This is a genomic window from Mycobacterium sp. IS-1496, assembly GCF_001499995.1.
In the GTDB taxonomy this organism is placed as follows: domain Bacteria; phylum Actinomycetota; class Actinomycetes; order Mycobacteriales; family Mycobacteriaceae; genus Mycobacterium.
In genome coordinates this window covers 13,342-27,352 of sequence record NZ_LQIU01000008.1, presented here as the reverse complement: position 1 = coordinate 27,352, position 14,011 = coordinate 13,342, and the positions used below count along the sequence as shown (strand labels likewise).

General features: G+C 69.5%; 12 protein-coding genes. 4 read left to right on the top strand and 8 right to left on the bottom strand.

What is annotated here, in order from left to right:
* On the bottom strand, positions 1-1,560 hold the full coding sequence (gene guaA / locus AU195_RS05545) for a glutamine-hydrolyzing GMP synthase (protein WP_059158065.1): 1,560 nt from the start codon (positions 1,558-1,560) through the stop codon (positions 1-3).
* A gap of 41 nt (positions 1,561-1,601) precedes the next feature.
* Between guaA and AU195_RS05540 the strand changes: the two genes are divergently transcribed.
* The gene (locus tag AU195_RS05540; protein ID WP_157531039.1) at positions 1,602-2,408 is read left to right on the top strand and encodes a beta-phosphoglucomutase family hydrolase; all 807 of its coding nucleotides are present in this window, start codon (positions 1,602-1,604) and stop codon (positions 2,406-2,408) included.
* Entirely contained in the window at positions 2,405-4,768 is a 2,364-nt protein-coding gene (locus tag AU195_RS05535; RefSeq protein WP_059158063.1) for a glycoside hydrolase family 65 protein, read from the top strand. Before AU195_RS05540 ends, AU195_RS05535 begins: the two co-directional genes overlap by 4 nt.
* A 3-nt stretch (positions 4,769-4,771) precedes the next feature.
* On the opposite strand, the gene AU195_RS05530 is transcribed toward AU195_RS05535, so the two are convergent.
* The 3 genes from AU195_RS05530 to guaB all read right to left on the bottom strand — a co-directional run bounded on the left by AU195_RS05530 (position 4,772) and on the right by guaB (position 9,314).
* Positions 4,772-6,538, bottom strand: coding sequence for a GMC oxidoreductase (locus tag AU195_RS05530; protein WP_059158137.1), 1,767 nt, complete (start codon positions 6,536-6,538; stop codon positions 4,772-4,774).
* A 66-nt stretch (positions 6,539-6,604) separates the two neighbouring features.
* Positions 6,605-7,732: a GuaB3 family IMP dehydrogenase-related protein gene (locus AU195_RS05525; RefSeq protein WP_157531038.1), complete on the bottom strand. Its 1,128-nt coding sequence runs from the start codon at positions 7,730-7,732 to the stop codon at positions 6,605-6,607.
* Between the two features lie 28 nt (positions 7,733-7,760).
* Positions 7,761-9,314 carry an IMP dehydrogenase gene (gene guaB, locus AU195_RS05520; protein WP_059158136.1) on the bottom strand — a complete coding sequence of 518 codons (1,554 nt, stop codon included), beginning with the start codon at positions 9,312-9,314 and terminating at the stop codon, positions 7,761-7,763.
* A gap of 135 nt (positions 9,315-9,449) precedes the next feature.
* Here guaB and AU195_RS05515 point away from each other — a divergent pair, with 135 nt between their 5' ends.
* Positions 9,450-9,854 (top strand): DUF5319 domain-containing protein, encoded by a 405-nt coding sequence (locus AU195_RS05515; protein ID WP_011768106.1) that lies wholly within the window; start codon positions 9,450-9,452, stop codon positions 9,852-9,854.
* Positions 9,855-9,862: 8 nt separating this feature from the next.
* Here AU195_RS05515 and AU195_RS05510 read toward each other — a convergent pair whose 3' ends face one another.
* The 3 genes from AU195_RS05510 to AU195_RS05500 form a co-directional block, all read right to left on the bottom strand.
* On the bottom strand, positions 9,863-11,008 hold the full coding sequence (locus AU195_RS05510) for an anti-sigma-D factor RsdA (protein ID WP_059158061.1): 1,146 nt from the start codon (positions 11,006-11,008) through the stop codon (positions 9,863-9,865).
* Positions 11,001-11,579, bottom strand: a complete 579-nt coding sequence (locus AU195_RS05505) for a sigma-70 family RNA polymerase sigma factor (RefSeq protein ID WP_011854882.1) — start codon at positions 11,577-11,579, stop codon at positions 11,001-11,003. The genes AU195_RS05510 and AU195_RS05505 overlap by 8 nt, the downstream gene beginning before the upstream one ends.
* An 87-nt stretch (positions 11,580-11,666) precedes the next feature.
* Positions 11,667-12,443, bottom strand: a complete 777-nt coding sequence (locus tag AU195_RS05500) for a hypothetical protein (protein ID WP_059158060.1) — start codon at positions 12,441-12,443, stop codon at positions 11,667-11,669.
* A 411-nt stretch (positions 12,444-12,854) separates the two neighbouring features.
* Here AU195_RS05500 and AU195_RS05495 point away from each other — a divergent pair, with 411 nt between their 5' ends.
* Positions 12,855-13,145 (top strand): WhiB family transcriptional regulator, encoded by a 291-nt coding sequence (locus AU195_RS05495; RefSeq protein ID WP_059094556.1) that lies wholly within the window; start codon positions 12,855-12,857, stop codon positions 13,143-13,145.
* 90 nt (positions 13,146-13,235) lie between these two features.
* Here the strand turns inward: AU195_RS05495 and AU195_RS05490 are convergent, their stop codons facing one another.
* On the bottom strand, positions 13,236-13,988 hold the full coding sequence (locus AU195_RS05490; RefSeq protein WP_059158135.1) for an SDR family oxidoreductase: 753 nt from the start codon (positions 13,986-13,988) through the stop codon (positions 13,236-13,238).
* Positions 13,989-14,011: the final 23 nt, after the last annotated feature.

Below are 14,011 nucleotides of genomic sequence, written 5' to 3'. Positions count from 1 at the left end.
CTACTCCCACTCGATGGTGCCGGGCGGCTTGCTCGTGACGTCGAGCACGACGCGGTTCACCTCGGGCACCTCGTTGGTGATGCGGGTGGAGATCCGCTCGAGCACCTCGTAGGGCACCCGCGTCCAGTCGGCGGTCATGGCGTCTTCGCTCGACACCGGCCGCAGCACGATCGGATGTCCGTAGGTGCGTCCGTCGCCCTGCACCCCCACCGACCGGACATCGGCCAGCAGCACCACCGGGCACTGCCAGATCTGATTGTCCAGGCCGGCCGCGGTGAGCTCCTCACGGGCGATCGCATCGGCGTGCCGCAGGGTCTCCAGCCGCCCGCGCGTCACCTCACCGACGATGCGGATACCCAGACCCGGCCCCGGGAACGGTTGGCGCGCAACGATGTCCTCGGGCAGGCCGAGTTCACGTCCGACCGCGCGGACCTCGTCCTTGAACAGCAGCCGCAGCGGTTCGACGAGCGTGAACTTCAGGTCGGCGGGCAGACCGCCGACGTTGTGGTGGCTCTTGATGTTCGCCGTACCCGACCCGCCGCCGGATTCGACGACGTCGGGATACAGCGTGCCCTGCACCAGGAATTCGACCGGCGCTCCGCTGTCGCCCACGATGTCGACCACCGCGCCGTCGAAGGCGCTGATGAACTCGCGGCCGATGATCTTGCGCTTGCCCTCGGGGTTGGTCACCCCCGACAGCTCCTCGAGGAACCGGTCGGCGGCGTCGACGGTGACGAGATGGGCGCCGGTGGCGGCGACGAAGTCGCGTTGCACCTGCGCCCGCTCCCCCGAGCGCAGCAGACCGTGGTCGACGAACACACAGGTCAGCCGCTCGCCGATGGCGCGTTGCACCAGCGCGGCCGCCACCGCGGAGTCCACCCCGCCGGACAGCCCGCAGATGGCCCGGCCGTCCCCGATCTGCTCACGCACCTGTTCGACGAGCGCGTCGGCGATGTTGGCCGGGGTCCATTTCGCGCCGATGCCGGCGAAGTCGTGCAGGAAGCGGCTGAGCACCTGCTGGCCGTGCGGCGAGTGCAGCACCTCGGGGTGGTACTGCACGCCGGCCAGCCGGCGCGCCCGGTTCTCGAAGGCCGCGACCGGCGCACCGGCGCTGGTGGCCACCACCTCGAAACCGGACGGCGCCTCGGTGACCGCGTCACCGTGGCTCATCCACACCGGCTGGGTGGCGGGAAGGTCCGAATGCAGTTCTCCGCCAGCGACTTTGAGTTCGGTACGGCCGTACTCGCTGGTGCCGGTGTGCGCGACGGTGCCGCCGAGCGCCTGCGCCATGGCCTGAAATCCGTAGCAGATGCCGAACACCGGGACGTCGAGGTCGAACAGCGCCGGGTCGAGTTGCGGGGCACCCTCGGCGTAGACGCTCGCCGGACCGCCGGACAGCACGATCGCCTGCGGGTCCTTGGCCTTGATCTCCTCGACGGTGGCGGTGTGCGGGACGACCTCGGAGAAGACCCGGGCCTCGCGGACCCGGCGCGCGATCAACTGCGCGTACTGCGCGCCGAAGTCGACCACCAGGACCGGCCGCGGGGATGGGGAATTCACCGCCCCAGTCTAGTGGCGGCCCGATTTCGCCCGTCACGTTAGTGTCGAGGCGGCAATGGTTATCCCAGCAGGGAACCCGATCCGAGGAAACGAGGTCCGCTGTGCTGGGTCTGCCCGAGCGGATAACGGCCTGCCTGTTCGACCTCGACGGCGTGCTCACCGATACCGCCAGCGTCCACACCCGCGCGTGGAAGGCGATGTTCGACGACTACCTGCGGGACAGGGCGCAGCGCACCGGTGAGCCGTTCGTACCGTTCGACGCGGGCGCCGACTATCAGCGTTACGTCGACGGCAAGCGCCGCGAGGACGGCGTGCGGTCGTTTCTCGCCAGCCGCGGGGTCGAACTGCCCGACGGTCGACCCGACGACCCGCCCGACGCCGAAACCGTGCACGGGCTGGGTAACCGCAAGAACGAGATGTTCCACGAGACGCTGCGCCGCGACGGCATCGAGGTGTTCGAGGGCTCACGCCGCTACCTCGAGGACGCCAGCGCCGCCGGCCTCGGCATCGCCGTCGTCTCGTCGAGCGCGAACACCCAGGAGGTGCTCGACATCACCGGGATGGCGCGTTATGTCCAGCACCGCGTCGACGGGGTCACCATGCGCGAGGAGCACATCGCAGGCAAACCCGAACCGGACTCCTTCCTCCGGGCGGCCGAACTGCTCGGTGTCACACCGGATCAGGGCGCCGTGTTCGAGGATGCGCTCGCCGGGGTGGCCGCGGGACGGGCGGGGAAGTTCGGCTACGTGGTGGGGGTCGACCGCGTGGGGCAGGCAGAGGAACTGCGCCGCAACGGCGCCGACATCGTCGTCACCGACCTCGCCGACCTGCGGGAGACCACACCGTGATCCCCTACGACGTCTTCCCCGTCGAACCGTGGCAGGTCCGCGAGACCCGGCTCGACGTCGACCTCATCGACGAGTCCGAGTCGCTGTTCGCATTGTCCAACGGGCACATCGGGTTTCGCGGCAACCTCGACGAGGGCGAACCGCACGGCATGCCCGGTACGTATCTGAACTCCTTCTTCGAGATCCGGCCACTTCCCTACGCCGAGGCGGGCTACGGCTACCCCGAGGCGGGTCAGACGATCGTCAACGTCACCAACGGCAAGATCGTGCGACTGCTCGTCGACGACGAACCGTTCGACGTCCGCTACGGCGAGCTCATCGACCACGAACGGACCCTCGATCTGCGGGCCGGCACCTTGAGCCGTCGGGCGCACTGGCGGTCACCGGCGGGCAAGCAGGTCAAGGTGCTGTCCACCCGCCTGGTGTCGCTGGCGCAGCGTGGGGTCGCGGCCATCGAGTACGTCGTCGAGGCGATCGACGAATTCGTCCGTGTCACAGTGCAATCCGAGCTCGTCGCCAATGAGGACCAGCCCGAGGAGTCGGGTGACCCACGGGTGGCGGCGGTTCTGCGCAAACCCCTCGAAGCGGTCCACCACGAGCAGACCGACCACAGCGCGCTGCTGGTGCACCGGACCCGCGGCAGCGCCCTGATGATGGCCGCCGCGATGGACCACGAGGTCGACGTCCCCGGACGCGTCGAGATCAGCACCGACGCCCGCGAAGACCTCGCCCACACCACCGTGATCTGCGGGCTGCGCCCCGGCCAGCGCCTGCGCGTCGTCAAGTACCTCGCCTACGGGTGGTCGAGCCTGCGTTCCCGCCCGGCGCTGCGCGATCAGGCCGCGGCCGCGCTCACCGGCGCACGCTACGTCGGCTGGCAGGGGCTGCTCGACGCGCAACGCGCATACCTCGACGAGTTCTGGGACTGCGCCGACGTCGAGGTCGAAGGTGACCCCGACCTGCAGCAGGCGGTGCGGTTCGGACTGTTCCACGTGCTGCAGGCCAGCGCCCGCGCCGAACGTCGCGCCATCCCGGGCAAGGGTCTGACCGGCGCCGGGTACGACGGCCACGCCTTCTGGGACACCGAGGGTTTCGTGCTCCCGGTGCTGACCTACACCAAACCCTCCGCGGCCGCCGACGCGCTGCGGTGGCGGGCCTCCACCCTGCCGTTGGCCAGAGAGCGTGCGGCACAACTGGATCTGAAGGGGGCCGCATTTCCGTGGCGCACCATCCGGGGTGAGGAGTGCTCGGCGTACTGGCCGGCGGGGACCGCGGGCTGGCACGTCAACGCCGACATCGCCATGGCCTTCGACCGCTACCGCACCGTCACCGGGGACGACTCACTCGAGGACGAGTGCGGCCTCGCGGTGCTGGTCGACACGGCCCGGCTGTGGATGTCCATCGGACACCACGACCGGCACGGCGTCTGGCATCTCGACGGGGTCACCGGTCCCGACGAGTACACGGCGGTGGTGCGCGACAACGTCTTCACGAACCTGATGGCCGCCCACAATCTGCGGGTGGCGGCCGAGGCCTGTGAGAGGCGCTCGGAGATCGCCAGGGCCATGGGGGTGACCACCGAGGAGACGGCGACGTGGCGTGAAGCGGCCGCGGCCGCCAACATCCCCTACGACGAGGACCTCGGCGTGCACCCGCAGTGCGAGGGGTTCACGACACTGGCCGAGTGGAACTTCACCAAGAACACCTCCTACCCGCTGCTGCTCCACGAACCGTACGTGCGGCTCTATCCCGCGCAGGTGGTCAAACAGGCCGACCTGGTGCTGGCGATGCAGTGGCAGAGCCATGCCTTCACCGATGAACAGAAGGCCCGCAACGTCGACTATTACGAGCGGCGCACCACGCGCGACTCGTCGCTGTCGGCGTGCACGCAGGCGGTGCTGTGCGCGGAGGTCGGACACCTGAACCTCGCCCACGACTACGCCTTCGAGGCGGCGATGATCGATCTGCGCAACCTGCACCACAACACGCGCGACGGGTTGCACATGGCGTCGCTGGCCGGTGCGTGGACGGCGCTGGTCGGCGGGTTCGGCGGTCTGCGCGACGACGAGGGCATCCTGTCGTTGGACCCGCACCTACCCGACGCGCTGTCGTGCCTGCGATTCAGGTTGCGCTGGCGCGACTTCCGGCTGACCGTCCACGCGCGCCACGACGAGGTGACCTACACGTTGCGCGACGGGCCGGACGGCCGGCTGGCGATCCGGCATGCCGGGGAGGAGATCGTCCTGTCCACCCAGGGGCCGACGACGGTCAAGGTGCGGCACCGCACACCGCTGTTGCCGCCACCGTCGCAGCCGCCGGGCCGCGAACCGCTGCGGCGCCGCCTGACCGAACCGGGCTAGTGGTCAGGCGCCCTGCGCCTCGGCCGTCGTGGGATCGCGCCGATTGACCTCGTCGCGGCTGGCGTTCCAGTCCAGGGCCGCGGGCGCGCCTGCGGGCACCACGGGGTGCGCGGGCCGGATCGGGTCGAGGCGGCGGTAGCCCTCGCCCTGCGCGGGCCGCAGATCCTCTTCGCCCTTGTTCGGCCACAACGAGGCCGCCCGTTCGGCCTGCGCGCTGATGGTCAGCGACGGGTTCACACCGAGGTTGGCCGAGATGGCCGCACCGTCGGTGACGTACAGCGTCGGATAGTTGTAGACGCGGTGATACGGGTCGATGACGCCGTGTTCGGGGTTGTCGCCGATGGCGGCGCCGCCGAGGAAGTGCGCCGTCAGCGGGATGTTGAACAGTTCGCCCCAGGTGCCGCCCGCGACGCCGTCGATCTTCTTCGCGATCCGCCGCGTCACCTCGTTGCCCACCGGGATCCACGTCGGGTTGGGCTCACCGTGGCCCTGTTTGCTCGTCAGCCGGCGGGTGCCCAGCTTCGTGCGCTTGGTGAACGTGGTGATGGAGTTGTCGAGGTTCTGCATGACCAGCGCAATCAGGGTCCGCTCGCTCCACCGCCTCACGTTGAGCAGCCGGACCGTGCCACGCGGGTCCTGACGGGCGTTGACGAACAACTGCTTCCAGCGCGGGACGTCGGTCCCCTCCGGGCCGGAGCCGTCGGTCATCAATGTCTGCAGCAGCCCCATCGCGTTGGAGCCCTTGCCGTAGCGCACCGGTTCGATGTGGGTGTCGGACGTCGGGTGGATCGACGAGGTGATGGCCACGCCGTGGGTGAGGTCGAGGTCGTCGGTGGCCTCGAAGCGGCCCGCGCCGACGATGGACTCCGAGTTGGTGCGGGTCAGCATGCCGAGCCGGTCGGACAGCTCGGGGAGCTTGCCCGCGTCACGCATCTTGAACAGCAGCTTCTGCGTGCCGAACGTGCCCGCCGCGAGGACGATGTTGGTGGCGGTGAACGTCCGCTTCTGGCGCCGCACCTTGCGGCCGGTGCGCACGGTGGTCACTTCCCAGACGCCGTCGTCGCGCTGTTCGAAGCTGGTCACCGTGGTCAGCGGATGCACCTCGGCGCCCGCCCGCTCGGCGAGGTAGAGGTAGTTCTTCACCAGGGTGTTCTTGGCGTTGTGGCGGCAGCCGGTCATGCACTCGCCGACCTCGATGCAGCCCCGGCGGGCCGGGCCCGCGCCGCCGAAGTACGGGTCGGGAACCGTCTTGCCCGGGGTCTTCTGCCCGTCGGGTCCGAAGAACACCCCGACCGGCGTGGGCACGAACGTGTCGCCGACGCCCATCTCCTCGGCGACCTCCTTCACGATGCGGTCGGCGTCGGTGAACGTCGGGTTGGTGACCACGCCGAGCATCCGTTGGGCCTGCTCGTAGTGGGGCAGCAACTCCTCGTTCCAGTCGGTGATGTGCTTCCACTGCGGGTCGTTGAAGAACGGCTCGCGCGGCACGTAGAGGGTGTTGGCGTAGTTGAGCGATCCGCCGCCGACACCGGCCCCGGCCAGGATGAGGACGTCGCGGAGCAGATGGATGCGCTGGATGCCGTAGCAGCCCAGTTGCGGGGCCCACAGGAAGTTGCGCAGATCCCACGAGGTCTTCGCGAAGTCCTCGTCGGCGAAGCGGCGGCCCGCTTCGAGTACACCTACCCGGTAGCCCTTCTCGGTGAGCCGCAGCGCGGTGACGCTGCCGCCGAACCCCGAACCGATGATGAGGACGTCGTAGTCAGGCTGCATCACACCAGTATGGGTTACCAATGGGTAACTAGCTAGACAGGTCGGCCTAACCCGCGAGCAGTGCTCCTAGGCGCCGACGGTCAGACCGACCTTCTGGAATTCCTTGGGGTCGCAGTAGCCGGCCTTGGCCATCGAACGGCGAAGCCCGCCAACAAGGTTGAGCGAACCGAACGGATCATCCGACGGTCCGGTGAGGACCTGCTCCAGCGACGGCCGCTCGCCGAGCGCCACCTGCAGCAGCGCACCGCGGGGCAGCGACGGATGCGCCGCGGCCGCCGGCCAGAACCAGCCGCCGCCCAGCGCCTCGGCCGCACTGGCCAGCGGTGTGCCGAGCACCACCGCGTCGGCGCCGCAGGCGATGGCCTTGGCCAGATCGCCCGAGGTGTGGATGTCGCCGTCGGCCAGCACGTGCACGTAACGTCCGCCGGTCTCGTCCAGGTATTCGCGACGCGCGGCGGCGGCGTCGGCGATGGCGGTGGCCATCGGCACGCTGATGCCGAGCACCTCGTCGCTCGTGGTGACGCCGGACGTCGACCCGTAGCCGACGATCACTCCGGCCGCACCGGTGCGCATCAGGTGCAGCGCGGTGCGGTGGTCCAGCACGCCACCCGCGACCACCGGCACGTCGAGTTCGGAGATGAAGGTCTTGAGATTGAGCGGTTCGCCGTCGGAGGCGACACGTTCGGCCGACACGATCGTGCCCTGGATGACGAGCAGGTCGATGCCCGCCTGCAGCAGCGCCGGGGTCAACGCCTGAGCGTTCTGCGGGCTCACCCGCACCGCCGTCGTCACCCCCGCATCGCGGATGCGCGACACCGCCGCACCGAGCAGCTCGGGGTCCAGCGGTGCGGCGTGCAACTGCTGCAACAGCCGGATCGCGGCCGACGGATCGGGCTCCTTGTCGGCGGCCTCGACGACCTGCTGGATCTTCTCCTCGACGTCGGCGTGCCTGCCGATCAGCCCTTCACCGTTGAGGACGCCGAGCCCGCCGAGGCGGCCGAGTTCGATTGCGAACTCCGGGGACACCAGCGCGTCCGTCGGATGCGCCACCACGGGGATCTCGAACCGGTAGGCGTCCAGCTGCCACGCCGTCGACACGTCCTGCGACGAGCGGGTGCGGCGCGACGGCACGATGTTGATGTCGTGGAGTTCGTACGTACGGCGGGCGGTGCGGCCCATACCGATTTCGACCATGTCTCGCACAGTGCTGTTTCCCAGTCCGTCAGCGGGCGTAGTAGTTGGGCGCTTCGACGGTCATCGTGATGTCGTGCGGGTGGCTTTCCTTCAGCCCGGCCGCGGTGATCTGCACGAATTGCGCCTGCTGCAACGCCTCGATGGTGGGTGACCCGGTGTAGCCCATGGCCGCGCGCAGACCGCCGGTGAGCTGGTGGATCACCTGTGCCAGCGGGCCCCGGAACGGCACCCGGCCCTCGATGCCCTCGGGAACCAGCTTGTCCTCGGAGAGCACGTCGTCCTGGAAGTACCGGTCCTTGGAGAACGACCCGCGCGTGGCACCGGCGGCGTTGCGCCCCTGCATCGCGCCGAGCGATCCCATGCCGCGGTAGCTCTTGAACTGCTTGCCGTTGACGAAGATCAGATCGCCGGGCGCCTCGGCGGTGCCCGCGAGCAGCGAGCCCAGCATGGCCGTCGACGCCCCCGCGGCCAGCGCCTTGGCGATGTCACCGGAGTATTGCAGCCCGCCATCGGCGATCACCGGCACACCGGACGGTGCGCACGCCGCGACCGCCTCGAGGATCGCGGTGATCTGGGGCGCCCCGACGCCCGCGACGACGCGCGTCGTGCAGATCGAGCCGGGACCGACACCGACCTTGACCGCGTCCGCACCGGCCTCGACGAGCGCGGCGGCTCCGGCGCGTGTGGCCACGTTGCCGCCGATGACCTCGACGCGGTCGCCGAGCACGGTCTTGATGCGGTGCACCATGTCGAGCACACCGCGGTTGTGCGCGTGGGCGGTGTCGACGATCAGCACGTCCACGCCGGCATCGGCCAGCGTCATCGCGCGGGCCCACGCGTCGTCGCCGACGCCCACCGCCGCGCCGACGAGCAGTCTGCCGTCGGAGTCCTTCGTGGCCAACGGGAACTGTTCGGTCTTGACGAAGTCCTTGACGGTGATCAGCCCGGTCAGCTTGCCGTGACCGTCGACGATCGGCAGCTTCTCGATCTTGTGGCGCCGCAACAGTCCGAGCGCGGCCTCGGCCGACACGCCTTCCTGCGCGGTGATCAGCGGCGCCTTGGTCATCACCTCGGAGACCGGTTTGGACTGGTCCACCTCGAAGCGCATGTCGCGGTTGGTGATGATCCCCACGAGCGCGCCGTGGTCGTCGACGACCGGGAGACCGGAGATGCGGAAGCGCGCACACATCGCGTCGACCTCGGCGAGCGTGTTGTCCGGCGAGCAGGTCACCGGATCGGTCACCATCCCGGCCTCGGATCGTTTGACGGTCTCGACCTGGCCGGCCTGTTCGGCCACGGGCAGGTTGCGATGCAGCACGCCCATGCCACCGGCCCGCGCCATCGCGATGGCCATGCGGGATTCGGTGACGGTGTCCATCGCCGAGCTGACCAGCGGCACCCGCAACCGGATGCGTTTGGTCAGCTGGCTCGAGGTGTCGGCCGTCGCGGGCACGACGTCGGAGGCGGCGGGCAACAGCAGGACGTCATCGAAGGTCAGCCCGAGCATGGCCACCTTCGTCGGGTCGTCGCCGCCGGTCGGCACCGGTACGGCGATGGGAACGCTGCGTTCAGCGATCGACATGGGCGGGGCCTCCATAGGCACTTGGGCGGATACTCAATCCTATCGGTTGCGGCGGTGGCGGCTCGGCCCCGCACACCGGTCGCCACACCGGTGACGGCTGGCGTGATCACAGGGGGGCTGCGTAATGTGGGACCCGTGCGAGACCATCTGCCACCTGGTTTGCCGCCCGACCCGTTCGCCGACGATCCCTGCGATCCCTCGGCGGCACTCGACGCGCTCGAACCCGGTCAGCCGCTGGACCCGCAGGAACGCACCGCCGTCGAGGCCGACCTCGCCGACCTCGCGGTCTACGAGGCGCTGCTCGCGCACAAGGGAATCCGCGGTCTGGTCGTCTGCTGTGACGAATGCCAGCAGGACCACTACCACGACTGGGACATGCTGCGGGCCAACCTGCTGCAGCTGCTCGTCGACGGCACGGTTCGGCCCCACGAGCCGGCCTACGATCCCGAACCCGACGCCTATGTCACGTGGGATTACTGCCGCGGTTACGCCGACGCCTCGCTGAACGAAGCGACGTCGGACTCAGACGGCTACCGCTGAGCGGTTCGTCACTCTTCTTCTGCAGCGTCGGCGTTACCCGGCAGCGGTAAGACGACCGTAGTCGTGACCACGGGCGCCACCACCTCCGGCCGCTCAACGGTCGGCGCCGACTGAGTCGGCACCTCCACCTCCACCTCGGACTCCGCCACCGGCGGGGCGACCGTCGTGGTCCGCGGCGCGACAGTCGTGGTCGGTGCGAGCGACGTCGTGGGCATCGTGGTCGTCACCGGTGCGGACGACGGCGGGAGTTCGACGGGGGCCCGGGTGGTCGTCGTTCCCGGGGGCGCCGAAGCAGGCGACGACGGCGCCAGCGTGGGCGCCGTCGGCGAGGTGGCTGACGGCGCAGGCGGCGAGGACGTGCTCGCCGGCGGCGGGGTCGTCTGAGCGGGCGGCGTGGTCGACGGCGGCACCGACGGGTCCGTGGACGATGGGGGTGTCGTGGCCGGCGCGGTGCTGTCGGACGGCGACGTGACGTCCGGGGAGAGCAGCGCGGGCAGCGGCAGGTCCGAGGGCACCTCGGGCAGCACCACCGGCGGAGCGTCCGGCGGCACGGTCGCGGCGGGATCGCGGGTCTCCACCTTCACCGACAGCTGCTGCCACTGGTCGACGAGCTCCTGCTGGCGGCTGGTGTCCTCCACCGCGGCGACGGTGGTCGTGAGCGTCTGCAGCTTGTCCTGCGCGGCGGTCCACTCGCCCTGCTCGATGAGCTGCTGCACCTCGGCCATCTGCGTCTGGGCGGCCAACGCGACCTGATCGTCGCGGGTGGCGGTCTGCTCACCGAAGAGCATGGTGCGCACGCCGTACAGCGGATCGCCCGGCCCGGCGCCATAGACCACCGAGCCGAAGCCGCCGAGGCACAGCACCGCCGCGGCGACGGAGCCGACGACGGCCAGCGAGAACCGGCGGCGCGCCGTGGTCGTGGTGGCGCGGTCCAGCGCGATCGCCGCATCCCGCGGGGTGACGACGGAGGCCATCGGTGGCTGTCGGACCTCGTCACGCCAGCCAGCCAACAGATACGCCAGCTCGGCCTCGCCGGAGTCGTTCGAATACACCGGCTGTTCGCCGGCGAGCGCATCGAGGAAACGGTCGGTCTGGTTGATCTCGGGCAGCGACGGATCGCCCCCGTTGACGGTTCGACGTGTGAAGTCAGGCATGGTCGTGCCCCGTTGCGATGATCTCGGCCTTGAGCCGTGCCAGGGCGCGGTGCTGCGCCACGCGCACGGCCCCCGCGGTGCTCCCGACCGCCTCGGCGGTCTCCTCGGCGCTCATGCCGACGACGACGCGCAGGATGAGGATCTCGCGCTGCTTGTCCGGCAGCACACCGAGCAGCTTCTCCATCCGCGCCGACGATTCGGCGTTGATGGCCAGCTGTTCGGGTCCCGCCTCGCCGGAGAACCGTTCGGGCACCACGTCGGTGGGGTCCGACTTGTTTCGGCTCGCCGCACGGTGGGCGTCCGCGATCTTGTGCGCTGCGATGCCATACACGAAGGCGAGGAACGGTCGTCCCTGGTCCTTGTAGCGCGGCAGCGCCGTGATGGCGGCCAAGCACACCTCCTGCGCAACGTCGTCTGCGGAGAGGCCACTGCGTTCCGTCGCGCCGATCCTGGCTCGGCAGTACCGCACGACGATCGGTCGAATGGTCTCCAGCACTTCCCGGAGTGCATCTCGATTGCCCGCCACTGCCTCAGCGACGACAGCATCGAGACGATCTCCCGAAAGTGTCATCGTGGGTGTGTTCTCCAACGTTACGAACGGCGTATCAAATGATCTGGCTCAGCTAAACAATAACGATGCCTACGGGCGCCACCCGGACTAGCGAACAGACCACACACCGCCCCTGTCTCGGACAGTATCTGCGCTGGTGTCGCGAAAGTCCGTGACCTGGCCCGGCGTGTACGCCGCGCTGCCGATGTCGGCGAGCAGGCTGGCCAGCGCCCAGCGCAGCGGCACCAGTCCCAACGCGCCCGTCCGGTCGAGTGCGGCGTCGGCGACCGCCCGGCAACGTTCGAGTTCGCCGTGGCTGCACAGCGCCGCGGCGAGCACCACGTCGGATTTGACGCGATGCCGCACCGAGGTGAACGCCGCTGCCGCCGCGACGGCGCGTTCGGCGTGCTCGACGGCCGTGGCCCCGTCCCCCTGCACCATCGCGAGCTCCGCGCTGACCCACTCCAGGCGCACGGGCAGGCGGGCATCGCCCGCGGCCTCCACGACCGCGGCCGCGCGGTCGAGCAGCCGCTGCGAGGCAGTGAAGCGGCCGACTCCCAGCGCATCGGCCGCCAGGCCGATCAGCGCGTCGGCGACCGCGGTGTCCGTGTCCGCCGCATGGAGCGCGCGGCCGTCCCATCCGGCGGCCGATCGATGGCCGCCCAGTTGCCGCAGAAACGACGCCCTGGTGCTCAGCGCCAGGGAAACCGGGGCTGACCCGGCGGACCGGGTCAGGGCGGCCAGGTCGGTGAAGGCGGCGGCGTAGCGGCCCTGCCCGCCGGCGGCCACCGCGCGCAGCCAGCACTCCTGCGCGTCGGCCGGCGCGGGCAGCGGCCACATGTCGGGCCGGTCGCCGAACGCGGCGTCGAGGAGCGGGCTGGTCATGGCTCTGCGACGCTACCAACGGCGAAACGGCGGCGTGAGTGGCAAACCAGGGTGCAGCGATGACCGTCGAGCGGTTAACTCTTTGTGCGCGACGAGTTACGGCGGCGTTAAGAAGCGCTCCGAAGCTGCCATTGGCCAATGGGCGTGAACTGCCGGAATGCCGTCGTCAGATGCGGCGCCACCCCGGTGGTTAGCACGTTTCGCGCCGACGGCAAGTCAGAAGGATGAACGTGACGTAAATTCTTGAGCTGCGGTTATGCGATTGAGCACATGATCGGGCTATTGACGGAAATTCTTTTGCCCTTCTACGTTGTGTGCACGAGTGGTCATCGGCGACAAGTGCTCGGATCTGTTCCACGACGCACGCTCTATTGCGTTCCCCAAAATGGGTGTTTAGAGAGGGGTTTTCCCATGCCTCAGCCGCAGCAGCTGCCCGGACCCAACGCCGACATCTGGGATTGGCAGATGCACGGACTTTGCCGGGGTGTCGATTCTTCGATGTTCTTCCACCCCGATGGCGAGCGCGGCCGGGCCCGCGCCCAGCGCGAAATGCGCGCCAAGGAAATGTGCCGGAGCTGCCCCGTGATCGCGCAATGCCGCTCGCATGCTCTCGCCGTCGGCGAGCCCTACGGAATCTGGGGCGGATTGAGCGAATCGGAACGGGAGATGTTGCTCAAGCGCGGTATCCGCCGGACCGCCTGACGACGCCACTCAGCGAACGGAAACGCCCCATCTCAGCAAACACCGAGATGGGGCGTCTCCGTTCCTGGACGACGAATCCCGGCGGTCGGCTCAGCGGGCGCCGGCCGCCAACCATCGGTCGAACGTCGTCGATGCGATGCGCGCGTTGTCCCCGGGCAGTAGGACGTTGCCGGCCATGGACAGATCGAGGGGCCCCGACCAGGTGGGCACCAGCTTGACCATGTGCCCGCGGACGGCGTTGGTGCGCCTGGCCATGTCGACCAGGTCTTGGGTCTCGGGACCGGCGACGTCGACGTAGCGGCCCTGCGGCTCTCCCGCGGCGATCTCGGCCAGGACGGCGGCGATGTCGTCCGGGGCGATCGGCTGCACCAGCAGCGGGGCGATGGTGGCGACACCGTCGCGTTCGGTCCAACCGGCCGCCAAAGCCGCGAAGTCGTAGAACTGCGTGGCCGGCACGATCGTCCACGGCACGGCGCCTTCCTCGACCAGACGCTCGTGTTCCCGCTTACCCGCGTAGTGCGCGGTACCGCCGTCGCTCATCCGGCTGATTCCGACGATCGACAGCAGCACATGGTGGGACACCCCTGCCCGCTCCTCCGCGGCGAGCAGATTCCTCGTGGTGGTCGCGAAGTATTGGCGCGTCTCGTCGGGGCTGATCGGCGGTGAACTGATCGCGTCGACGACGGCGTGGACGCCGTCGAGCGCGGCGTCCAGCCCGTCGCCTGTCAGCAGGTCGGTGCCGAGCGAGCGACTCATGCGGACGACCTCGTGCCCGTCCCGCTCGAGAAACGACACCGTGCGGGCACCGATGTTGCCGGTCGCGCCGGCCACCGCGATTCGCATCGTGACCTCCGCCATTACGTTAA

Coding starts and splice junctions, on each gene's coding strand:
- AU195_RS05530 (WP_059158137.1), bottom strand. CDS start 6,538: ATGCAGCCTGACTACGACGTCCTCATCATCGGTTCGGGGTTCGGCGGC.
- AU195_RS05525 (WP_157531038.1), bottom strand. CDS start 7,732: ATGGTCGAAATCGGTATGGGCCGCACCGCCCGCCGTACGTACGAACTC.
- guaB (WP_059158136.1), bottom strand. CDS start 9,314: ATGTCGATCGCTGAACGCAGCGTTCCCATCGCCGTACCGGTGCCGACC.
- AU195_RS05510 (WP_059158061.1), bottom strand. CDS start 11,008: ATGCCTGACTTCACACGTCGAACCGTCAACGGGGGCGATCCGTCGCTG.
- AU195_RS05505 (WP_011854882.1), bottom strand. CDS start 11,579: ATGACACTTTCGGGAGATCGTCTCGATGCTGTCGTCGCTGAGGCAGTG.
- AU195_RS05500 (WP_059158060.1), bottom strand. CDS start 12,443: ATGACCAGCCCGCTCCTCGACGCCGCGTTCGGCGACCGGCCCGACATG.
- AU195_RS05495 (WP_059094556.1), top strand. CDS start 12,855: ATGCCTCAGCCGCAGCAGCTGCCCGGACCCAACGCCGACATCTGGGAT.
- AU195_RS05490 (WP_059158135.1), bottom strand. CDS start 13,988: ATGCGAATCGCGGTGGCCGGCGCGACCGGCAACATCGGTGCCCGCACG.